The sequence below is a fragment of the Pseudomonas sp. B14(2017) genome, assembly GCF_002113255.1.
Taxonomy (GTDB): Bacteria; Pseudomonadota; Gammaproteobacteria; order Pseudomonadales; family Pseudomonadaceae; genus Aquipseudomonas; species Aquipseudomonas putida_Z.
Genome location: NZ_NEJY01000005.1, coordinates 239,844 through 262,003, shown reverse-complemented (window position 1 = coordinate 262,003; position 22,160 = coordinate 239,844). Strand labels below are relative to the sequence as shown.

18 protein-coding genes and 1 pseudogene are annotated in these 22,160 nt (G+C 63.1%); 5 read left to right on the top strand and 14 right to left on the bottom strand.

Annotation, left to right across the window (positions count from 1 at the left end):
- The first annotated feature begins 2 nt into the window (after positions 1 to 2).
- Both CAG34_RS07195 and CAG34_RS07190 read left to right on the top strand, forming a co-directional pair.
- The gene (locus CAG34_RS07195) at positions 3 to 941 is read left to right on the top strand and encodes an MlaD family protein (protein ID WP_046616914.1); all 939 of its coding nucleotides are present in this window, start codon (positions 3 to 5) and stop codon (positions 939 to 941) included.
- Entirely contained in the window at positions 938 to 1,564 is a 627-nt protein-coding gene (locus CAG34_RS07190; protein WP_085588954.1) for an ABC-type transport auxiliary lipoprotein family protein, read from the top strand. Before CAG34_RS07195 ends, CAG34_RS07190 begins: the two co-directional genes overlap by 4 nt.
- Before the next feature lie 141 nt (positions 1,565 to 1,705).
- On the opposite strand, the gene CAG34_RS07185 is transcribed toward CAG34_RS07190, so the two are convergent.
- The 6 genes from CAG34_RS07185 to CAG34_RS07155 form a co-directional block, all read right to left on the bottom strand.
- A complete protein-coding gene (locus CAG34_RS07185; RefSeq protein WP_085588951.1) occupies positions 1,706 to 2,935 on the bottom strand; it encodes a nucleoside recognition domain-containing protein in 1,230 nt (409 codons plus the stop codon).
- 268 nt (positions 2,936 to 3,203) lie between these two features.
- The gene (gltP, locus tag CAG34_RS07175) at positions 3,204 to 4,532 is read right to left on the bottom strand and encodes a glutamate/aspartate:proton symporter GltP (RefSeq protein ID WP_025337235.1); all 1,329 of its coding nucleotides are present in this window, start codon (positions 4,530 to 4,532) and stop codon (positions 3,204 to 3,206) included.
- 746 nt (positions 4,533 to 5,278) lie between these two features.
- Complete coding sequence (locus CAG34_RS07170) at positions 5,279 to 5,749, bottom strand: inhibitor of vertebrate lysozyme family protein (RefSeq protein WP_025337234.1); 471 nt, start codon at positions 5,747 to 5,749, stop codon at positions 5,279 to 5,281.
- 2 nt (positions 5,750 to 5,751) lie between these two features.
- Positions 5,752 to 5,913, bottom strand: a complete 162-nt coding sequence (locus CAG34_RS07165) for a DUF1328 domain-containing protein (RefSeq protein WP_003252966.1) — start codon at positions 5,911 to 5,913, stop codon at positions 5,752 to 5,754.
- A gap of 41 nt (positions 5,914 to 5,954) precedes the next feature.
- Complete coding sequence (locus CAG34_RS07160) at positions 5,955 to 6,245, bottom strand: hypothetical protein (protein ID WP_025337233.1); 291 nt, start codon at positions 6,243 to 6,245, stop codon at positions 5,955 to 5,957.
- A gap of 174 nt (positions 6,246 to 6,419) precedes the next feature.
- On the bottom strand, positions 6,420 to 7,241 hold the full coding sequence (locus CAG34_RS07155; protein WP_025337232.1) for a BON domain-containing protein: 822 nt from the start codon (positions 7,239 to 7,241) through the stop codon (positions 6,420 to 6,422).
- A gap of 213 nt (positions 7,242 to 7,454) precedes the next feature.
- Here CAG34_RS07155 and algB point away from each other — a divergent pair, with 213 nt between their 5' ends.
- Positions 7,455 to 8,801, top strand: a complete 1,347-nt coding sequence (gene algB, locus CAG34_RS07150; RefSeq protein WP_025337231.1) for a sigma-54-dependent response regulator transcription factor AlgB — start codon at positions 7,455 to 7,457, stop codon at positions 8,799 to 8,801.
- The gene (locus tag CAG34_RS07145; RefSeq protein ID WP_085588947.1) at positions 8,798 to 10,579 is read left to right on the top strand and encodes a KinB sensor domain-containing domain; all 1,782 of its coding nucleotides are present in this window, start codon (positions 8,798 to 8,800) and stop codon (positions 10,577 to 10,579) included. Before algB ends, CAG34_RS07145 begins: the two co-directional genes overlap by 4 nt.
- A gap of 121 nt (positions 10,580 to 10,700) precedes the next feature.
- Here the strand turns inward: CAG34_RS07145 and CAG34_RS07140 are convergent, their stop codons facing one another.
- The 7 genes and pseudogenes from CAG34_RS07140 to CAG34_RS07110 form a co-directional block, all read right to left on the bottom strand.
- On the bottom strand, positions 10,701 to 12,305 hold the full coding sequence (locus CAG34_RS07140; protein WP_025337229.1) for an EAL domain-containing protein: 1,605 nt from the start codon (positions 12,303 to 12,305) through the stop codon (positions 10,701 to 10,703).
- A 228-nt stretch (positions 12,306 to 12,533) separates the two neighbouring features.
- Entirely contained in the window at positions 12,534 to 13,322 is a 789-nt protein-coding gene (locus tag CAG34_RS07135) for an N-acetylmuramoyl-L-alanine amidase (protein WP_085588945.1), read from the bottom strand.
- Between the two features lie 80 nt (positions 13,323 to 13,402).
- Positions 13,403 to 15,346, bottom strand: a complete 1,944-nt coding sequence (locus CAG34_RS07130; protein WP_085588943.1) for a diguanylate cyclase — start codon at positions 15,344 to 15,346, stop codon at positions 13,403 to 13,405.
- Positions 15,347 to 15,373: 27 nt separating this feature from the next.
- A pseudogene (locus CAG34_RS07125) lies at positions 15,374 to 16,206 on the bottom strand (endonuclease/exonuclease/phosphatase family protein).
- A gap of 34 nt (positions 16,207 to 16,240) precedes the next feature.
- Positions 16,241 to 16,873, bottom strand: coding sequence for a thiol:disulfide interchange protein DsbA (dsbA, locus tag CAG34_RS07120; RefSeq protein WP_025337225.1), 633 nt, complete (start codon positions 16,871 to 16,873; stop codon positions 16,241 to 16,243).
- Positions 16,874 to 17,157: 284 nt separating this feature from the next.
- Positions 17,158 to 17,775 carry a cytochrome c gene (locus CAG34_RS07115; protein ID WP_003256951.1) on the bottom strand — a complete coding sequence of 206 codons (618 nt, stop codon included), beginning with the start codon at positions 17,773 to 17,775 and terminating at the stop codon, positions 17,158 to 17,160.
- A 31-nt stretch (positions 17,776 to 17,806) separates the two neighbouring features.
- A complete protein-coding gene (locus CAG34_RS07110) occupies positions 17,807 to 18,109 on the bottom strand; it encodes a cytochrome c5 family protein (RefSeq protein ID WP_015268479.1) in 303 nt (100 codons plus the stop codon).
- 201 nt (positions 18,110 to 18,310) lie between these two features.
- Between CAG34_RS07110 and yihA the strand changes: the two genes are divergently transcribed.
- Positions 18,311 to 18,943 carry a ribosome biogenesis GTP-binding protein YihA/YsxC gene (yihA, locus tag CAG34_RS07105; RefSeq protein ID WP_085588940.1) on the top strand — a complete coding sequence of 211 codons (633 nt, stop codon included), beginning with the start codon at positions 18,311 to 18,313 and terminating at the stop codon, positions 18,941 to 18,943.
- 399 nt (positions 18,944 to 19,342) lie between these two features.
- Here the strand turns inward: yihA and polA are convergent, their stop codons facing one another.
- Positions 19,343 to 22,090: a DNA polymerase I gene (gene polA / locus CAG34_RS07100; protein WP_085588937.1), complete on the bottom strand. Its 2,748-nt coding sequence runs from the start codon at positions 22,088 to 22,090 to the stop codon at positions 19,343 to 19,345.
- Positions 22,091 to 22,160: the final 70 nt, after the last annotated feature.

The following is a 22,160-nucleotide window of genomic DNA, read 5'->3' as shown; positions in this document are numbered from 1 at the left end:
CAATGGAAACCCGAGCCCATCACGTTCTTATCGGCCTGGTCACCGTCCTGGTGGTGGCCGGCGCCATGCTGTTCGGCCTGTGGCTGGCCAAGTCCAGTGTCGACGACGCCTTCAAGGACTATGAAGTGGTGTTCAACGAAGCCGTCTCCGGCCTGTCCCGCGGCAGCCCAGTGCAGTACAACGGCATCAAGGTAGGCGACGTGTCCACCCTGCGCCTGGACCCGAAAGACCCGCGCCGGGTACTGGCACGGGTGCGCCTGAGCGCCGACACCCCGGTGAAGGAAGACACCCAGGCCAAGCTGACCCTGGCCGGCGTGACCGGCAACTCGTTCATCCAGCTCAGCGGGGGCACCCCACAAAGCCCCGAGCTGAAAGGCAAGGACGGCAAGCTGCCGGTGATCATCGCATCGCCCTCGCCAATCTCGCGCCTGCTCAATGACAGCAGCGACCTGGTGACCAACATCAACCTGCTGCTGCACAATGCCAACCAGATGTTTTCCGAGGACAACATCGGCCACCTCAGCAACACCCTGTCCAACCTCGACAAGACCACCGGCGCCTTCGCTGGCCAGCACGGCAGCATCACCCAGGCCATCGAGCAACTGGTGCAGGTGGGCAAGCAGGCCAGCGCCACCCTGGCCGAAACCCAGGCACTGATGCGCAATGCCAACGGCCTGCTGGGCAGCGAAGGCAAGCAGGCAATCGGCAGCGCCGAGCAGGCCATGCAGTCACTGGCCGAGAGCACCGCCACCATCAACCGCCTGCTCGAGGACAACCGCGAAGCCATCGGCGACGGTGCCCAGGGCCTGAACCAGCTGACCCCGGCGATTCGCGAGCTGCGCGAAACCCTCAACGCACTCAAAGGCATTTCCCGGCAACTGGAGGCCGACCCTAGCGGCTACCTGCTCGGCCGCGACAACAACAAGGAGTTCCAACCATGAAACCGTCGCTGCGCCTGCTGGCCCTGGCGGCCGCACTGAGCCTGGCCAGTGCCTGCTCGATCCTGCCGCAGAGCGAGCCCGTCGACCTGTACCGTCTGCCGGTGAACCAGCCCGGCCGGACGGCGCCGGCGCTGGACTGGTCATTGCGCCTGAACAAGCCGCTGGCCAGCGAAGTGCTGGCCGGGCCACGGATTGCCGTGATTCCCCAGGGCGATGTGATCAGCAGCTACAAGGGCGCGCGCTGGAGCGACGCAGTGCCGGTGCTGCTGCGCAACCGCCTGCTCGACGGTTTCCAGCGTGACGGCCAGGTACAGCGCCTTAGCGCCGACGACAGCAACCTGCAGGCCGACTACGAGCTGGCTGGCGAGCTGCAGGCGTTCCAGACCGAATACCGCGCGGGTGGGGCGGTGGAGGTGGTGATCCGCTATGACGCACGTCTGGTCCAGGGCCGCAGCCAACGCATTCTGGCCAGCAAACGCTTCGAAATCCGCCAGCCGCTGGCCGACAAGCAGGTGTCAGCGGTGGTTGCCGGCTTCGGGAAGGCCTGCGACCAGCTGACCGGGCAGGTGGTCAGTTGGACCATTGCGCAGGCGGGTAGTACACAACCACCATCAGTCCGTTGAGTCAGGCCCGGTTCTATCTCCTGTCAGGGCCTCATCGCCGGCAAGCCAGTTCCCACAGGTACTTCGCATGCCTTGAAGTCTGTGAGGTCAAGGTGGGAGCTGGCTTGCCGGCGATGGGCCGCAAAGCGGCCCCCAAAAAGGTCAGGCGAAGAACCAGTAGCAGACGAAGATCGCTGCGATCACACCGGACAACTCCGCCAGCAATGCGCAACCGACGGCATGGCGCACGCGCTGGATACCCACCGCACCAAAGTACACCGCCAGCACGTAGAAGGTGGTTTCGGTACTCCCCTGAATCGTCGCCGCCACCAGCGCCGGGAAGCTGTCCACACCGTGGGTCTGCATGGTCTCGATCAGCATCGCCCGCGCCGCACTGCCGGAGAACGGCTTGACCAGTGCCGTGGGCAGGCCTTCGACGAAGCGGGTGTCCAGGCCCAGCCAGGTCACCGCATGGCGAATACCGTCCAAGGCCAGCTCCAGGGCGCCTGAGGCCCGCAATACACCCACCGCCACCAGCATCGCCACCAAGTAAGGCAACAGGCCCTTGGCTACATCGAAACCTTCCTTGGCGCCTTCGACAAAGGCTTCATACACCTTCACCCGCCTCAAGGCGCCGATCACCAGGAACAGGATGATCACGCCAAACAACGTGAGGTTGCCCAGGATCGACGACAGGCTGGCCAGCGCGGCCGCCGAGAGGGTGCCGAGGAAGGCCATGAACCCGCCCAGCAGCAAGGCACCGGGAATCAGGTAGGTGAGCACCACCGGGTCCCACAGGCGCAGGCGCTGCATCACCGCCACCGACAGCAGGCCGACCAGGGTCGAGACGCTGGTGGCCAGCAGGATGGGCAGGAACACCATGGTCGGGTCCGCAGCGCCTTGCTGGGCCCGGTACATGAAGATGGTCACCGGCAGCAGGGTCAGCGACGAGGCGTTGAGCACCAGGAACAGGATCTGCGCGTTGCTCGCCGTGGTGCTGCTGGGGTTCAGTTCCTGCAGTGCGCGCATGGCCTTCAGGCCGATCGGCGTGGCGGCGTTGTCCAGGCCCAGGCCGTTGGCGGCGAAGTTCATGGTGATCAGGCCCAAGGCCGGGTGGCCGGGCGGGACTTCCGGCATCAGCCGGGCAAACAGCGGGCCGAGCACCTTGGCCAGCCACTCGACGATGCCAGCCTTCTCGGCGATCTTGAGAAAGCCCAGCCACAGGGTCAGCGTGCCGAACAGCAGCACCATCACCTCGACCGACAGCTTGGCCATGGCAAAGATGCTCTCGACCATCGCCGCGAAGATGCCGGCGTTGCCGCCTACCAGCCATTGGGCCAGGGCGGACACTGCCGCCACCAGGAAAAAGCCAAGCCAAAGGCCGTTGAGCATCCGTGTGTTCCCCCTGAAAAATGCCCGAATGATAGCGTATCGGGGCCTATGACTGGCGATCGCGATCCTTTGTAGGAGCGGCCTTGTGTCGCGAAAGGGGTGCGCAGCGCCCCCAAGATTCCAGCTCCGCTGCACAAATTGCCGGGGCCGCTCTGCGGCCCTTTCGCGACACAAGGCCGCTCCTACAAGTGTTCGCAATTGGCTCCCAAGATCCCGCAGGCAACAAAAAGCCCCGACAGGTCGGGGCTTCTTGTTCAGCTCATCAGGCTCAGCGCTTGGCAGCTTCGCCAACCATGGCCGCTTCCTGCTTACCGGCCATCAGCGAGGCGTAGTACTTCTCGCCCTTGGCGGCGTCGTACATACCCTCCCAGCGAGCGATGACCAGGGCTGCCAGGGCGTTACCCACAACGTTCAAGGCGGTACGGGCCATGTCCATGATGCGGTCGACACCGGCGATGAAGGCCAGGCCTTCCAGCGGGATACCCACGCTGCCCAGGGTGGCCAGCAGCACCACGAAGGAAACACCCGGTACGCCAGCGATACCCTTGGAAGTGACCATCAGGGTCAGCACCAGCAGCAGCTGCTGGCTCCAGGACAGGTCGATACCGTACAGCTGGGCAATGAAGATGGCCGCGATGCTCTGGTACAGGGTCGAGCCGTCGAGGTTGAACGAGTAGCCGGTCGGTACCACGAACGAGCAGATCGACTTCGGTGCACCGTACTTCTCCATCTTCTCGATCACGCGCGGCAGCACGGTCTCCGAGCTGGAGGTGGAGTAGGCGAGGATCAGTTCATCTTTCATGATGCGCATGATCTTGATCACCGAGAAACCGAACAGGCGGGCAACCAGGCCCAGCACCATGAAGGCGAAGAAGGCGATGGCGAAGTACACCAGCAGCACCAGCTTGGCCAGCGGTAGCAGCGAGCTGAAACCGAAGTTGGCGACGGTCACGGCGATCAGGGCGAACACGCCGATAGGGGCGTAGTTCATGATCATGTGGGTGACCTTGAACATGGTCTCGGAAACCGCCTGGAAGGTACGCACCAGCGGGTCGCGCAGCTCTGCCTGCAGGCTCGACAGGCCCAGGCCGAACATCACCGAGAAGAAGATGATCGGCAGCATTTCGCCACGCATCAGCGCTGCGAAGATGTTCGACGGGATCAGGTTCAGCAGGGTTTCGATGAACGCGTGCTCATGCTGCACTTCGGCCGCGGTAGCCTGGTACTTGGAGATGTCCACGGTACCCAGGGTGCTCATGTCGATGCCGGCGCCCGGGTGGAACAGGTTGGCCAACACCAGGCCCACGACGATGGCGATGGTGGTCACCACTTCGAAGTAGATGATGGTCTTCAGGCCGATGCTGCCCAGTTTCTTCGCGTCGCCAACCCCGGCGATACCCACGATCAGCGACGAAATCACGATCGGGACGACGATCATCTTGATCAGGCGAATGAAGATGTCACCAGCGGGCTGGAGGACGTTGCTGATCCACCATGCCTTTTCTGCACTGAAATGATTCAGTAGCGCGCCGATTGCAACACCCAGGACCAGACCGATGACGATCTGCCAGGCGAGGCTCAGTTTTGCCTTCTTCATGTCTTTACCCTTTGTTCTAGTGGTCATGGGCACCCAACGGAAACGCGCGTAACAGAGCCGTTGGCAAGGTCACGAGCAGCAGATGCTTCCGTCCGGCGACTTCATGTAAGGACACCGCAGGCGAGCGACAGGGCGCTCGGGCCGGCGAAAAAGGCGGCAACTATTGCGATGGCAAAGGGGGAAATCTAATGCCGGAAGCGCATACCCCATGCCGTTTGTGCATAACATTTCTGACCAAAACGGGAGGTTCGCAAGTGCTTGATTTACAACGTTCGGAATCCCGAACAAGACCAAACCGCCATATTTAGGCAGATTTGGCAGGGTAAAAAGGACAGGGGCGATGGCTTGTTCGACAATCCGAATGGCCGAAATGCCACTTGAATAAGCGCCAGGCTGATCGAAAAAAAATTGATGTACGGTCGAGACAAAATGTGTCTCGAAGAGAAAATCGCGCAGGGAAGAGACGTTTACTACATGGCTCCTCGGAAGTCAGGTCTGGTCAGATGCCCCTATGGCACCGCCGACCTGAAACTTCCGATTCCGCCTTTCCTGACCCGGCCCATTGCTGGAGGCACTCCCTGTACCCCTAGGCCACTCCGATCCTGCAACAATCAGAACAGCCCGGCCCCTTGGTCATGTGCAGCCCCTCCTCGGGGCGGCGCATCATAGAAGGCTGAAAATATAGAAAGGTTCAGCTTCTATTTCGTGACAGTGCATGACCTTTCCTCCGTACCGGGTGCAAATGCTCAGTACCAGTTCGGGTCACGCTTGAGCTGCTCCTGCAGCATCGCCTTCATGCCGTCGTCCGGCTTACCCAGCCAGCGGTACTGCGCGTGACGGGTGGGCGACTTGTCGCTCGGCAAACCTTCGGGTACCTCCACGAGCATCCCGTAGGCATCGTCCTTGTCCCAGCTGAACGCCACGATCAGGCGCTTGTAGGTGCAGTTGTCCTGGCGTTCGCACAATGGGCCGACCAGGTACTTGTCGCCGTCTTCGGTAACGGCAGACATCTGCTGCTGGGCACTGCCGGTCAGATTGACCACCCAATCAGGCAGACGTTCCTCGCCTTCAATCGTGTCCTGCCAGGTTTCCCGGTACTCCGGGTCCGAGCCGAGCAGCTGGTCGACCCGGACCTGGCCGTCATTGGCCGCCATCGCCGCCGCACTGCCGCCCAGTAACAGGGCGGCAGCCAGGGATGTCCAACGCTTCCTGCCCATCTTCAACCTCGTCCACGTCCAAAGAAGAAGGAGGCTACGAACAGCACCAGGAAGACAATGAACAGAATCTTCGCGATACCGGTGGCAGCGCCCGCGATACCACCGAAGCCCAGTACGGCGGCGACAATGGCGATGATGAGGAAAGTGATAGCCCAACTCAGCATGGTGGTTCTCCTTTCTTTTTTGAAATCGTTAAGGCCAGCGGTCAGAACACCCAGCGGTCCTGGGGTACGACCCTTTCCAGGGTGGCCGGTGACGCGGTGGCCTGGCCAGTTGGAAGCGGGTCGGCGGCCTTGACCAAGGTATTGGCACGGGTTGCCTGAATCTGCGTCAACAGGGCGGTCTGCGCCGCCACTTGCTCGGTCAGGCGCGCGGTCTGCCAGCTGTAATAGAAGAGGCCAGCGGCCAAGGTCAGCAACAGCGCCAGGCCGAGTGAAAGCACCTGGCTCAGGGGCAGTGCAGCGCTCTGCAAGCGGTTGACGGATTGGCGGGTCATGCCGGCTCCTCCTGCTGTAATTCTTGTTCAAACCTGAACAGGTAATTGCAGCCTGCATGCCAGCCTTACGAATCAAATAAAATTCTTTTAAATCATATAGTTATGTGAATCCTGCAAAACCGGCAAGGACGTATCCTGCACGATGCCGCCCGGGCCGTCGTGCGAATTGCACGATCAGCCCTCGACCTTGGTCGCCACCTTGAGCAGGTCGGCATCCACCCCGCGCACGCCGATGATCTGCCGGGCGATTTCCACGGCAATGGTTTTCTGCTCGCTGCTGACCACCTCGCCCGAAAGCCGCACCAAACCCTCCTCGCTGGCCACTTTCAGGTTCAGGCCATCGAGGTTACGGCTGAAGCGGTAGCTGTTCTGGATCTTGTCGATGATCCAGCTGTCGCTCGGTTGCGGCCCAGTCGGCGTCCCCACCGGGGTTTCCCGGGCCTTGGCCATGGCGGCGCTATCGAGGCTGACCAGGTTGTTGACCAGGTGCACACCCTCGGTGGTACGCGCCACCACGCCGGCCAGCTCCTTGGCCTCGGCACTGTCGACCTTGCCACGCAGGGTCACCACACCTTCGCTGCTCTGTACATCTATAGGCGCCTTCTCGGTGGTGCGGCTCCATAACAGCCGCGCACGGATCACCGCGGCCAGGGTGGCATCCTCCAGGCGCTGGGCATAGGCACGCAGCGCCAGCGGGCGCTCCACCAGCTGGGCATTGACCCGCAGCTGGTTGTCGACTTGCTCGATGCCACGGGTAGCCAGCGCCACATGCTCGGCCAGCTGGCGTTCGACGTCATTCTCCACCTCACCGGAAAGTCGCGCCTGCTTGCCGTCCACCTCGACCTGGATACGGAACGGGTCGAGCATGCGGTTCAGCGACAGGGCAGTTTGCAGGGCCCCCTCCAGGCGGGCGTCCTGCACCGGGCCGGCGAATGCCGGGGTGAACATCGGCAGCAGGGTGGTTGCCAACACGGCGGTGCGAATGGAAAAGGACATGGCAGTGCCTCCTTTTGTAGAGCAAAAGCTAAAAATCCTCGCAACCAATGTGCCACCGCGGACCTCTAAGGAAATCATTGGGATATCGAGGCCTTCCAGGCGTTGATTGGCCATTGGCTAGCATGCAAAGGACAGGTTCCTTCACAATGGACCATGCAACTTGCCCGATTTTTCCCACACTAAATGAAGATCTTTCCTAAAGGAGCGCAGCACATGGAGTCAGCCCAGGACAACCAAGGCCGCATTCTGCTGGTGGATGACGAGTCCGCGATCCTGCGCACCTTCCGCTACTGCCTGGAGGACGAGGGCTATAGCGTGGCGACGGCCAACAGCGCTGCTCAGGCCGAAGCCCTGCTGCAGCGCCAGGTATTCGACCTGTGCTTCCTCGATTTGCGCCTGGGCGAGGACAACGGCCTCGATGTGCTGGCGCAGATGCGTATCCAGGCCCCATGGATGCGGGTGGTGATCGTCACCGCACACTCGGCGATCGATACGGCGGTAGACGCGATCCAGGCAGGCGCCGCCGATTACCTGGTCAAACCGTGCAGCCCCGACCAGCTGCGCCTGGCCACCTCCAAGCAGTTGGAAGTGCGCCAGCTTTCCGCGCGCCTGGAGGCCCTGGAAGGTGAAGTGCGTAAACCCAAGGACGGCCTCGACTCGCACAGCCCGGCCATGATGGCGGTACTGGAAACCGCCCGCCAGGTCGCTACCACCGACGCCAACATCCTCATCCTTGGCGAGTCGGGCACAGGTAAAGGTGAGCTGGCCCGGGCCATCCACGGCTGGAGCAAGCGCGCGCGCAAATCCTGCGTGACCATCAACTGCCCGTCACTGAACGCCGAGTTGATGGAAAGCGAGTTGTTCGGCCACACCCGCGGCGCCTTCACCGGCGCCAGCGAAAGCACCCTGGGGCGAGTCAACCAGGCTGATGGGGGCACGCTGTTCCTCGACGAGATCGGCGATTTCCCACTGACCTTGCAGCCCAAACTGCTGCGCTTCATCCAGGACAAGGAATACGAGCGCGTCGGCGACCCGGTCACCCGTCGCGCCGATGTGCGGATTCTCGCCGCCACCAACCTCAACCTCGAAGAGATGGTGCGTGAAAGCCGCTTCCGCGAAGACCTGCTGTATCGCCTGAACGTCATCACCCTGCACCTGCCGCCCCTGCGCGAGCGCAGTGAAGACATCCTGACCTTGGCCGACCGCTTTCTCGCCCGCTTCGTCAAGGAATACTCCCGGCCTGCCCGCGGCTTCAGTGACGAAGCCCGTACGGCCCTGCTCAACTACCGCTGGCCCGGCAACATTCGCGAATTACGCAACGTGGTGGAGCGGGCCAGCATCATCTGCCCGCAGGAACGCGTGGAAATCAGCCACTTGGGCATGGGCGAGCAGCCCGCAGGCAATGCCCCGCGGGTTGGCGCCGCGCTGAGCCTGGATGAGCTGGAACGCGCCCACATCGGTGCGGTGCTGGCCGCAAGCGACACCCTGGACCAAGCCGCCAAGACCCTGGGGATCGATGCCTCCACCCTGTACCGCAAGCGCAAGCAGTACAACCTATGAGGTGGCCGCCCATGAAGCTGCGCACGCGGCTTTTCCTCAGCATTTCGGCGCTGGTCACCGTGGCCCTGCTCGGGCTGCTGCTGGGCTTGGTCAGCGTGCTGCAGATGGCCACGGTGCAACAGCGACTGGTGCGCGATACCACCCACGCCCTGGAAATCGGGCTGAAGTTGCGCCAGAACCTTGGCGAACAGTTGACCCTGATGCTCGATGACGAGACCGCCCCGGAAAACCTGCGGCTGCTGCAGGACAACTTCCAGACCCTACTCAACCAAGGGCTGGACCAAGGTGGCGAGCGCACCGGCTTCAGCAAGGCCAGCAGCAATTACCAGGCTTTCCTCCAGGCCTACCGCGACAGCCCGGCGCCTTCGCGCAGCATGGGGGTTGAACAACCACTGGGGGCCGCGTTCAACCAGGTCCGCACCGACCTGATCGATTCCCACAAGCAGGCCTTGGAGCACATCACCCGCAGCGAGGAGCACACCCGCGACCACGCCTTGCTGGTCAGCGGCGTACTTGGCCTGATGGGCTTGGTGGTGCTGGTGCTGGGCTTCATCACCGCGCACAACATTGCCCGGCGCTTCGGCCAGCCGATCGAAGCCTTGGCCATAGCGGCCGACCAACTCGGCAAGGGTAATTTCGACGTAACCCTGCCGGTCACCCAAGCCACCGAACTTAACCAGCTGACCCGCCGCTTCGGCCTGATGGCCGATGCCTTGCGCAAGCACCAGGCCACCAACGTCGATGAACTGCTGGCCGGCCAGCAACGCTTGCAGGCGGTACTGGACAGCATTGACGATGGCCTGCTGATCATCGACCGCCAAGGCCGGCTGGAGCACCTCAACCCGGTGGCGCAGCGCCAGCTGGGCTGGACCGATAGCCGCGTGGGCAGCAGCCTGGCCGAAGCCCTGCAACGCCCGGAGCTGGAACAGCAGCTACGCCAGGTACTGCGCGGCGGCAACCTCGACCGCCAGCCGGACGACCTGAACATGGAGGTCGATGACGAAACGCGCCTGCTCGCCTACAGCCTGACTCCGGTCAGCCACCCGCAAGGGCCTATCCTGGGCGCGGTGATGGTGCTGCACGATGTAACCGAGCAGCGAGCCTTCGAACGCGTGCGCAGCGAATTCGTGCTGCGTGCTTCCCACGAGCTGCGCACCCCGGTGACCGGCATGCACATGGCCTTCGGCCTGTTGCGCGAGCGGCTCAAGTTCCCGCCCGAGGCGCGCGAACATGACCTGCTGGAAACCATCGGCGAGGAAATGCAGCGCCTGACCCAGTTGATCAACGATCTGCTCAACTTCAGCCGCTACCAGAGCGGGATGCAGAAGCTCGAGCTGGCTCCCTGCGCCATCGACGAATTGCTGGAGCGTGCACAACAGCGCTTTGCCGAGCCGGCGGTGAACAAGCAGATCGAGCTGATCACGGAGCTGGAGCCGCCGCTGCCGCGTATCCAGGCCGACGTCTCCCAACTCGACCGGGTGCTGGACAACCTGTTGCACAACGCCATCCGCCATACCGCCAGCGGCGGGCGTATCCGCTTGCATGCACGACGGCATGCGGAGCGGGTGATCATCAGTGTCGAGGACAACGGAGAGGGCATTGCCTATGGGCAACAGGGGCGCATCTTCGAGCCCTTCGTGCAGGTAGGGCGCAAGAAAGGCGGCGCGGGGCTGGGGCTGGCGTTGTGCAAAGAAATCGTGCAGTTGCATGGCGGGCGCATGGGCGTGTTTTCCCGACCGGGGCAGGGGACCCAGTTCTACATGGCACTGCCGGTCTGAATGTTGCCTGTCCTGGCCCCATCGCCGGCAAGCCAGCTCCCACAGGGATCGCACCGCACCTGAGGTCATTGCAATACCTGTGGGAGCTGGCTTGCCGGCGATGAGGCCGGTGCAGGATCACTCAATGCTCAACCCGCCGCGGCAGCCGTCCGCGGGTCACCAGCTCAGCAAACTGCCGGGCATTCAGTGGCCGGGCAAACAGCCAGCCCTGGCCATAATTGACCCCTTCGCTGTTCAGCAGCACCGCCTGGTCTTCACACTCGATGCCTTCGGCAATCACCCGCAGGTGCAGGTCGTGGGCCATGCGGATGATATGCGGGGCAACACCGCTGCTGGCGGCGTCATGCCCAAGGGCATCGATAAAGGCCTTGTCGATCTTCAGGCAGTCCACCGGCAGGGTCTGCAGGTAGGCCAGGCTGCAATAACCCGTACCAAAATCGTCGATCAGCACCTGATGCCCTACTGCACGCAACGCCTGCAGATTGTCGCGCGCCACCACCACATCGATCAGGCCGCGCTCGGTCACTTCGAAGGCAATCTGGCTGGCCGCCACCCGGTGCATTGCCAGCAAGCGCGCAGCTACCCGGCCAATACGCGGCACCATCACATCGCAAGCTGCCAGGTTCACCGAAATGTACAAGTTGGGGTGCGAGCGCAGCAGTTGCCCTAACTGTTCCAGCACACGCTGCAGGACAAAGTCGGTGATCTGGCGAATCTGCCCGGTGTTTTCCGCCAGCGGGATGAACAGGTCCGGGCTGGTCAGGGTGCCGTCCGGGCGACGCCAGCGCACCAGGGCCTCGGCTCCGACACAGCGCCGGCTGTCGAGCTCGAAAATCGGCTGGTAGAGCACCTGCAGTTCGCCGCGGCGCAAGGCATTCTGCAATTCCGAGCTCATCGACCGCCGCTGCAGGATCAGTTGCAGCACCAGCCAGCCAATGCAGCAGGCCGCCAGCACACTGCCGGGGAACAGGAGCCAGAGCATGCCATTCATCCTCAACGGCAGGCTCGCCCGCGGGGCAATCAGCACCAGCTGGTAGTCCGGTGACTTGGTCGGCATACGGTAGATCAGGCGGTCGCTGAGCTCGAGCAGCGACTTGTGGCTGGTCGACCAGGCCGAGGGTGGCGGCCATACCTGTGGTGGGCCCAGCACAGGGATGGCCCGGGTACCGTTGTCCAGCACCACCACAAGGCTGCCGCCAGGGGGCAGGTCGACCACATCGGTCAGGTGGCCACGAGAGGTGGATACCACGAACTTGCCCCGCCCCAGCATCAACGCGGCCAGGTTTTCGTTCGGCTCGGTCGTTGTGTTCAGCCAGTAGCTGTAGGTCGGCCCCTGGATGTCGGGGACCCGCAAGGGTTCGAACGCCCGCTCATCACCGCGGTTCGAACAGGCGATATCCCCATCCACGTATGCCGCTTCATAAATGAAGCGTGAGCTCAGGCCTACCTGCTGCAATGCCGTCAGCATCGCCGGGCTGCAGCCGCGCAAGGGCTGCGCCTGCAGCAGGTCGACCCCTTCGCGCAACTGGCCGAACACCTGCTCGAGGCGCTCGAGAAAGCGCTCGCCCTGGGCATTCATCTGTGCGCTCTCGCTTTGCTTCATCTGTTGCAGGGCAATGCCGATGCTGGCAGAGAGCAACAGTGCCGCACTGGCCAGTGCTGCCAATGTGGCCAGCATCCAGGGACGGTAAAAAATTTGGCGCATCAAGGCGATGAAGGCTGACATCGAAGGCATCCAGTTGATAACTAAGGTATAGCAACTGAATCAGGAATCACCTCGCCGTTTGGCGTTTCGCTACAATCGCCGGGGCCTGCTGTAGGAGCGGCGTTGTGTCGCGATAGGGCCGCAAAGCGGCCCCGGCAGTTTGTGCTGGAACCAAGATCCTGGGGCTGCTGTGCAGCCCGTCGCGACACAAGGCCGCTCCTACACAAGAGCCCGTCCCACCTTGGCAGCTCAACGCATCCGGTTGAGCACCTGCAGCATCGCGGCCGTCTGCGCATCCGGCATGCCATCGAAGCGCTGCGGGCGGAAACGCATCTGGAACGCGGCGATCACATGGCGGGTGGCAACATCCAGTACCCCGGTCTGCTCGATCGCATAGCCAAACCGCGCCAGCTCCTGCTGATACCAGCCAACGCTCGGCGGGTTGACGCTGAAATAGGCTTGCTGCCGTGCCACGGCATTTGCATCCGGCCAGACACCCAATCCGGCGTCGGCCAGGCGCTTCCACGGGAACAGCGGCCCCGGGTCAAGCTTGCGCAGCGGCGCGATATCGCTGTGGCCAATGATGTGCCGTGGCTCGATGTTGTTGCGTTTGACGATGTCCTTGAGCAGCGCGATCAGCGCCTGGACCTGCGCTTCGCTGTAAGGGTGCCAGACCCGGCCATTCGGCGTGTCGGTGAAGCCCGGGTTGACGATTTCGATACCAATGGACGAGGAGTTCAGCCAGGTCCGACCCTGCCACTGGCTATCACCGGCATGCCAGGCGCGGCGGTTTTCATCCACCAGCTGATACACCGTCGCCGGGCCGTCACCAATCAGGTAGTGGCTGCTGACTTCGCCATGGGTCAGCAACGCCAGGGAACGCTCCAGCGAAGCATTGGTGTAATGCAAGACCACGAACTGGATGCGGTTGTCCTGGTTGACCGAAGGGTGGCTACGGTCGATGCGCAGGCCTGTCGAGCAACCGGCGACAGACAACAGCAGAAAGGAAATCAGGGTTTTTTTAAGCGTGGAAAGCACGTCAGTAGCCTCAGCGTATGAGCGCTACAGTATAACGTGCTCCCCAAGGGCCGTGCTTGCCGCGAGTCAGCGGCTGCCGGCTATGCCTGCTCGACGCGGTTGCGCCCCGACTCCTTGGCCCGGTACAGCGCCGCATCGGCGCGCTTGAGCACCTGGTCGCCGCGCTCGCCGGAACGGAATGCACCCAGGCCGATGGACGTGGTGATCACCACCCGTTCGCCCTTGAAGTGGAACGGGCACGCCTCGACCGTGGCCCGTAGCACCTCGGCTATCTGGGCAGCGGCGGCCGGCGAGGTCTGCGGCAGCAACAGCACAAACTCCTCGCCGCCGAAGCGGGCGATGAAGTCACCGCTGCGCAGGCGCTTGCGCAACTGGTCGGCGACAATCTTCAGTACCTTGTCCCCGGCCAGGTGCCCATAGCTGTCGTTGATACGCTTGAAATGGTCCAGGTCGAGGATCGCCATCGCCAGATGGCCGCCGTGTGCCTGCCATTCGAGCATTTCGCGCTCGACCCGCTCGCTCCAGGCCGCACGGTTGGGCAAGCCGGTGAGGGGGTCGAGCAAGGCCTTCTGGCGCTGCTCTTCAAGGTGCTCGCGGTAGCCGAGCGCCTCCTGCTCCATGTTCGCCACCCGCTCCGACAGCCCTTGCAGGCGCCCAGCCAACTCCTGCTCGCGGCGATCACGCTCATGCTTGTGCTCGTCCATGGTCACCAACAGGCCTTCCAGGCGGTTTTCCAGGATGTGCTTGAGGCTGTCGACGTCGGCGGCACCTTGCACACTGCTCTGCAGCCCGTCGACGTGCTCACGCAGCTGGGTATCCAGCTCGCGGGCAGCCGAGCTGTTGTCGGCGTGACCGGCGCTGGCCTCGTGCAGGTGGCTCTGGAAACCTTCCAGGCGTTCGTTGAGCTGCTGCAAGTAGGTTTCGAATTCGTGCTGACCGCTGTCGGTGATCGCCAGCATGAGCACAGCCAGGTCATCCAGCACCGGGATCAGCTCATACCAGTTCAAGCCGCGGGCGACCCGCTCACGCATCTCGAGCGCCTGGGCCTTGTGTCGCTCCGGCAGGCTGAGGTCATCGAGCAGGCCGATCAGGGTGTGCTCGATGTGCTCGGCAACCTGGCTGTAGGGCGGCTCCACCGCGTAGGGCAGGGCATAGGGGCCGTCTTCGCCGAAGGTTTCTTCGAGTGTTTGCGCCGGTCCTGCTTCAGCCGGAGGCTCGCTGGCGACAGCTTCCGGTGCCGGCACATCGTCCGGTAGCGGCTGCGGCAGCGGGGCTGGTGACAGTTCGGCCGTTTCGATCAGCGCCGGGCCAGGTGTCTCCAGCGCGGGCTCTGGCACTACGGGCGCCTCGACAACAGATGCTGATGAGGCTGGCAGCGGCTGCAGCGCGTCCACGTCGTCGGGCTGCGGAGCACCGACACTGGCCGGCGCTGCCAAGGGCTGCGCCTCGGCAACCGGCAGCGTCAGCGGCACAAGCGCTGGCTCGCCTTGCGCGTCATCCTCGCGGCTGCCGAACAAGCGCTGCAAGAAGCCGGGTCGGGCGTCCTCCCCCGACTTGCCCAGGGCTGACAGCGCGCGGCCCTGCAAGCCGCTCAACTCGCCCAGCAACGGTGGCAGGTCGCGTGACTGGGCCACGCCACCGTCGAGCTTCTTCGCCAGCTTTTTCAATGGCCGCGACACATCGTTCGGCAATGGCAGGCCTTGCAGTTGGTCGACCAGCGCGGTCAGCGCATCGCTGACCTGATTCATGCGAGCTTCCCGGCGCTGTTCGGAGTCCAGCACCGCCTTCTCAAGACGCGGAATCAGCCCGGCAAGGCCAGCGTCCATGTTGTCGCTGCGGATAACCTCGCGCATTTCCTTCATGCACTGGTCCACCACCTTGTCACTGCCTTCGGCAGCCAGGGTGCTTCGTACCAGGCCGCGACGCAGCAGGTCGAGACGGGCGTCCCAACGGCGCTCGAGCTTTTCCTGCTGCTCGATGCTTTTCAGGTATTTTTCTTTCCAGCGCTCAGCGTCTTCAGTCATGCCCGGGTCCGCAAACGGTGATGGCAATTAGCTCAGGACCGGCAGCGTATCCACAGTCAATGCATCAGGCAATCGAATCTCGACAGCAACGGGAAGGTGGTCGGAAATTGGCTGCGCCAGCACCTCGACACGCTCCAGCGTGAGGCTTGGGCTGAGCAGAATGTGGTCCAGGCAACGCTGTGGACGCCAGCTGGGGAAGGTGGCCTCGACTTGTGGGGCAATCAGGCCCAGGTCGCGCAACGGCGAGTGCTCCAGCAGGTCGGTGGCATGGGTATTCATGTCGCCCATCAGCACTTGGTGGCGGTAACCGCCAATCAGCTCGCGGATGTAACCCAGTTGCAGGGCGCGGGTCTTGGCACCGAGGGCCAGGTGCATCATCACCACGATCAGCGCATCTTCGCCCTCGCCAAAGCGCACCAGAATCGCACCACGCCCAGCCGGGCCGGGCAATGGGTGATCCTCGAGCAGTTGTGGCTTCAGGCGGCTGAGCACGCCATTGCTGTGCTGGGCAAAACGCCCAAGGTTGCGGTTGAGTTGCTGGTACCAATAGGGGAAGGCACCCAGGTGGGCAAGGTGCTCGACCTGGTTGACATAGCCCGAGCGCAGGCTGCCGCCATCGGCCTCCTGCAAGGCCACCAGGTCGAAGTCACCCAGCAGTTGGCCAATCTTCTGCAGGTTGCCGGCACGCCCGTTGTGCGGCAGCAAGTGCTGCCAGCTGCGGGTCACGTAATGCCGGTAGCGCTCGGTGCTGATGCCCACCTGGATGTTGAAACTGAGCAGCCGCAAACGACCATCCTCGGGCAGGCCAGGGGCCTGCAGGTGATGCTCGTTGACCTGCGGCTGGTGCAGGCCAATGCCACGCGCGGTTCTGAAGCGGCGCATGGGTTACGCCGCTTACTTAGCGGCGCGCTCCTTGGCGATCAGCTGGTCGGCAACGTTCAGTACGCCTTCCGGCCCGCCGGCAGTACCCAGGTCGAAGCGGTACTTGCCGTTGACCACCATGCTCGGTACGCCGGTGATCTCGTATTTCTTCGCCAGTTCCTTGGCCTGGTTGACCTGGCCCTTGATGGCGAACGAATTGAAGGTGGCGAGGAACTTGTCCTTGTCCACGCCCTGGGTGGCGAGGAAGTCGGCCATGTCCTGCGGGTCGGTCAGGCGCTTTTTCTGGTTCTGGATGGCATCGAACACCGCGGCGTGTACCTTCTGCTCGACGCCCATGGCTTCGAGGGTCAGGAACATCTGGCCGTGGGCGTCCCATGGGCCACCGAACATGGCTGGTACGCGCTTGAAGTTGACGTCCTTGGGCAGTTTTTCGACCCACGGGTTGATGGTCGGCTCGAAGTGGTAGCAGTGTGGGCAGCCGTACCAGAACAGCTCGACCACTTCGATCTTGCCAGGCACGGAAACCGGAACAGGGTTGCTCAGCTCGAGGTATTCTTTGCCGGCGACAGGCTCGGCGGCCTGGACGGCAGTCATACCGAATACGCTGGCAGCGACCAGCGCGGCGCTGAGAATCAGTTTACGCATGCTTTACTCCTGGGCAGTCATTGGTCGCCACGACGCGACCTGCACTGAGACAGGCCGGGAAGGGGCCGAGTTCTGTAGTGTAACGGCTGCGGACGGAAAAAAGGGCGGTCCGCCCGCCCTTTCATCATTGGCCTACAACATTAACTGAAGGTTAATGCGCCGCCTGTGATGGCCCTATCGCCGGCAAGCCGGCTCCCACCTCGAGCGCATCGACCTCAAGCCATTGCAGCATCTGTGGGAGCTGGCTTGCCGGCGATAGGGCCATCACAAGCGGCCGAAGGGCCTCAGTGCAGGCCCTGGATGTAGCTGGCCAGCGCCTCGATGTCGTGGTTGCTCAGCTTGCCGGCGATGGTGCGCATGGTCATGGCATCGCCATCGTTGGTGCGGTTGCCTTCGCGGAAGTCGGTGAGCTGCTTGGTCACGTACTGTGCATGTTGCCCGCCCAGGTGCGGGAAGCCGGCCAGGGCGATACCCGCGCCGTTCGGCGAGTGGCAGCCGGTGCAGGCAGGCATGCCTTTTTCCAGGTCGCCGCCGTTGAACAGCGCCCGGCCACGTTCGACCAGCTTGGGATCGGCCGCGCCCACGCTGCCTTTCTGGCTGGAGAAGTAGGCGGCGATATCGGCCAGGTCCTGGTCGCTGAATGCGGCCAGCATGCCGGTCATCTCCAGCACGGTACGCTTGCCCGACTTGATATCGTGCAATTGTTTTTCGAGATAGCGCTGGCCTTGGCCGGCCAGTTTCGGGAAGTTCGGTGCCAGGCTGTTGCCGTCGGGGTTGTGGCAGGCGCCACAGACGGCCGTCTTGGCCTGGCCGGCGGCGGCATCGCCTTTGACGGGTTGCGCAGCAGTGGCCGCACCTGCGACACCCAGGGTCAACAGCAGACTCACGACTAGTTTGTTCATCAGCTAATCCAACACGGCTAAGGGTGAAATGTTATGTATCGGGACTGCCACTCATCCAAAGGATGACCAAACGGTAGTCCTCGGCACTGCAGTCCATGCACAATCCACGCGGCGGCATAGCCTTGAAACCCTGGGTCACGTGCTTCACCAGTACATCCATGCCTTGCGCCAGCCTTGGCTCCCATGCTGCCCGGTCACCCTGCCTGGGTGCCTGTGGCAACTGCCCGGTGTGACAGGCCGCACACGTGCGGTTGTACAACACCTCGGGATCCTGTGTAGCCTGTGCGCTGAAAAACGGCAGGAACATACCGACAGCAAGCAGCCATTTCGCCATGCGGAACGACCTTCAGGGTTGGGGGCCGCGCTGCGTTCTGTTGCGCGAGCTATTGTTCGACACCCCATGCCCGTTCTCCTTCGCCGGGAGAATGAGCACACAAAAACTGGGGCATTATATACTTCCGCCATCCAAACGGAAACGACACCGCTTGCCAGGCTCGGGCCTATAGAGTCAGGCAACACCCACATCGGATATCCCATGCAAGTCAAGAACCCCATCCTCGGCCTCTGCCAGAAAGCCAAATTCGCCCTCAGCGCTGCCAAGGTCGAACAATGCCCGGACGACCAGGGTTACGAGGTGGCTTTCGCCGGCCGCTCCAACGCCGGCAAATCCAGCGCCCTCAACACCCTGACTCATGCCAGCCTGGCGCGCACCTCGAAAACCCCCGGGCGCACCCAGCTGTTGAATTTCTTCAGTCTGGACGATGAACGGCGTTTGGTCGACCTGCCAGGCTACGGTTATGCAAAAGTCCCGATTCCGCTCAAGCAGCACTGGCAGAAACACCTGGAAGCCTACCTGGGCAGCCGGGAGTGCCTGCGTGGCGTGATCCTGATGATGGACGTGCGCCACCCGATGACCGACTTCGACAAGATGATGCTCGACTGGGCCAAGGCCAGCAGCATGCCGATGCACATCCTGCTGACCAAGGCCGACAAGCTGACCCACGGCGCGGGCAAGAACACTCTGCTCAAGGTGCAGTCGGAAATCCGCAAGGGTTGGGGCGACGGCGTGACCATCCAGCTGTTCTCGGCGCCCAAGCGCCTGGGCGTGGAAGAGGCCTACCGGGTGCTGGCGGACTGGATGGAGCTGGAAGACAAGCCAGCTGCTTGAGGGCCCTATCGCCGGCAAGCCAGCTCCCACAGGTACAGCACATGCCTTGAGGGCAGTGATACCCCTGTGGGAGCTGGCTTGCCGGCGATGAGGCCAGCACGGCCGAGGCAAATTCCGGGCAAAAAAAACCCCGGACTTCGTATGGGGAGGGGGAAGTTCGGGGTCCAAGTCCGGACCGCTAGGGCGGGGTCCAGATATCTGCCAACACTTAACACAACATAGGAGCATCGAAAGGCTTCACCAGCCATTCAGTTACTCTGAGTTCCGCTTCACCGGTTTAGTTCCAAAGCCCTGAAAACTATTTGCGATAGTTTCATGAAGCCTCAGCACCACTGGCACTGAGCGGTGCCAGGATCCGCATCCCTACATCACGGATCCTACACAGCTTTCCCCGCCCGATCAGTGAGCTTCGTCCCAATTCGCACCAATTCCTGCCTCGACCAGCAGCGGTACATCCAGCTGCGCGGCCTTGCTCATGTGCTGGCGAATTTCATCTTTCACCTGCTCCACCAGGTCCTCGCGCACTTCCAGCACTAGTTCGTCGTGTACCTGCAGGATCACCCGGGCGTCCAGCCCGCTCTCGCTCAGCCAGTTATCCACATTGACCATGGCCCGCTTGATGATATCGGCCGCAGTGCCCTGCATCGGGGCGTTGATCGCCGTGCGCTCGGCGCCTTTGCGCAGGGCCGGGTTCTTGGCATTGATATCCGGCAGGTACAGGCGGCGACCGAACAGGGTTTCGACAAAGCCTTGCTCCGCCGCCTGGGCGCGGGTGCGCTCCATGTAGGCCAGCACGCCCGGGTAGCGGGCGAAGTAGCGGTCGATGTAATCCTGCGACTGCTTGCGGTCTACGCCGATCTGCTTGGCCAGGCCAAAGGCGCTCATGCCGTAGATCAGGCCGAAGTTGATGGCCTTGGCACTGCGACGCTGGTCGGTGGTGACGTCTTCCAGGGCTACGCCGAATACTTCCGCCGCCGTGGCGCGGTGCACGTCCAGGTCGTTGCGGAAGGCATGCAGCAAGCCTTCGTCCTTGGCCAGGTGGGCCATGATGCGCAACTCGATCTGCGAGTAGTCCGCCGCCAGCAGCTTGTAGCCCGGGCTGGCGACGAAGGCCTGGCGGATGCGCCGGCCTTCGGCCGTACGGATCGGGATGTTCTGCAGGTTCGGGTCGCTGGACGACAGCCGGCCGGTGGCCGCTACCGCCTGCTGGTAGGAGGTGTGGATACGCCCGGTGCGCGGGTTGATCTGCCCCGGCAGCTTGTCGGTGTAGGTGCTCTTGAGCTTGCTCAGGCTGCGGTACTGCATCAGTACCTCCGGCAGCGGGTAGCCTTGCTCGGCCAGTTCGTCGAGCACCGCTTCTGCCGTGGATGGCTGGCCCTTGGTGGTCTTGCTCAGCACCGGCATGCCCAGCTTGTCGTAGAGGATCGCGCCCAGCTGCTTGGGCGAGCCGAGGTTGAACTCCTCACCGGCCAGCTCATAGGCCCGCTGCTCCAGCTCGGCCATCTTCACCCCCAGCTCACCGCTCTGCACCTGCAGCAGCGCGGCATCGACCAGCGCCCCCTGGCGCTCGATCTTGGCCAGCACCGGCACCAGCGGCATCTCGATGTCCATCAGCACCGGCTGCACGCTCGGCGTCTGCGCCAGGCGCGCCTGCAGCGCCTGGTGCAGGCGCAGGGTGATGTCGGCGTCTTCGGCAGCGTAGGGGCCGGCCTTGTCCAGGTGGATCTGGTTGAAGGTCAGCTGCTTGGCGCCCTTGCCGGCGATGTCCTCGAAGGCGATGGTGGTGTGGTCGAGGTACTTCAGCGCCAGGCTGTCCATGTCGTGACGGGTGGCAGTGGAGTTCAGCACGTACGACTCGAGCATGGTGTCGTAGGCAACGCCGCGCATTTCGATGGCGGGCGAGCCATTGGCGAGGATGTTGATGTCGTACTTGGCGTTCTGCCCGACCTTGGCCTTGGCCGGGTCTTCCAGCAGCGGCTTCAGCGCCAGCAGCACGGCGGCGCGGTCCAGCTGGACCGGCGCGCCTTCATAGTCGTGGGCCAGCGGCACATAGGCCGCTTCATGCGGCTCGACGGCGAACGACAGGCCGACAAGCTGCGCCTGCTGTGCGTCCAGGCCAGTGGTCTCGGTGTCGAAGGCGAACAGTGGCGCCTGACGCAGCTTCTCCAGCCAGAAGTCGAAACGTTCCTGGTCGAGAATGGTTTCGTACCTGGGCTCGGTCTTGGCCACCGGCTCCGCGATCGGCGCGATGTCGTCACCGGCCTTGGCAGCGTCACGCTGCACCTCGGCGACCCAGCTCTTGAATTCCATCTCGGTGTACAGCGCCAGCAACGCGTCGCGATCAGGCTCGCCGCACACCAGGGCATCTACTTCGATATCAAGGGGCACGTCGACCTTGATGGTAGCCAGCTCATAAGACAGGAACGCCGCGTCGCGGTGCTCTTCCAGCTTGGCCGGCAGGGTCTTGGCGCCGCGAATGGCCAGCGTCGGGACCTTGTCCAGGTTGGCGTACAGGTCGCTGAGGCCGCCGCCGATACCGGTCAGCAGGCCCACCGCAGTTTTTTCGCCCACGCCCGGCACACCGGGAATGTTGTCGACCTTGTCGCCCATCAGCGCCAGGAAGTCGATGATATGTTCCGGGCCGACGCCAAATTTCTCGTGCACGCCAGCCACGTCCAGCACGCTTCCGGTCATGGTGTTGACCAAGGTAATGTGCCCGTCCACCAGCTGCGCCATGTCCTTGTCACCGGTCGAGATGATCACCGGGCGGCCCAGCGCGGCGCTGCTGCGCGCCAGGGTGCCGATCACGTCGTCGGCCTCGACCCCCTCGACGCACAGCAGCGGGTAGCCCAGCGCCTTGACGCTGGCGTGCAGCGGCTCGATCTGCACCCGCAGGTCGTCCGGCATGCTTGGGCGGTTGGCCTTGTATTCGGCGAACATGGCATCGCGGAAGGTGCCACCCTTGGCGTCGAACACCACCGCAAACAGGCTGTCGGGGTATTGCTTGCGCAGGCTCTTGAGCATGTTCAGCACCCCCTTCACCGCGCCGGTCGGCATGCCTTTGGAGGTAGTCAACGGCGGCAGCGCGTGGAAGGCGCGGTACAGGTAGGAGGAACCGTCCACCAGGACGAGGGGCGCTTGGCTCATGAGCAGAATCAACCTTTTCGACGGGTCCGGCGCTAGAATAGCCAGAATCATTGACGACAAAGGGACAAGG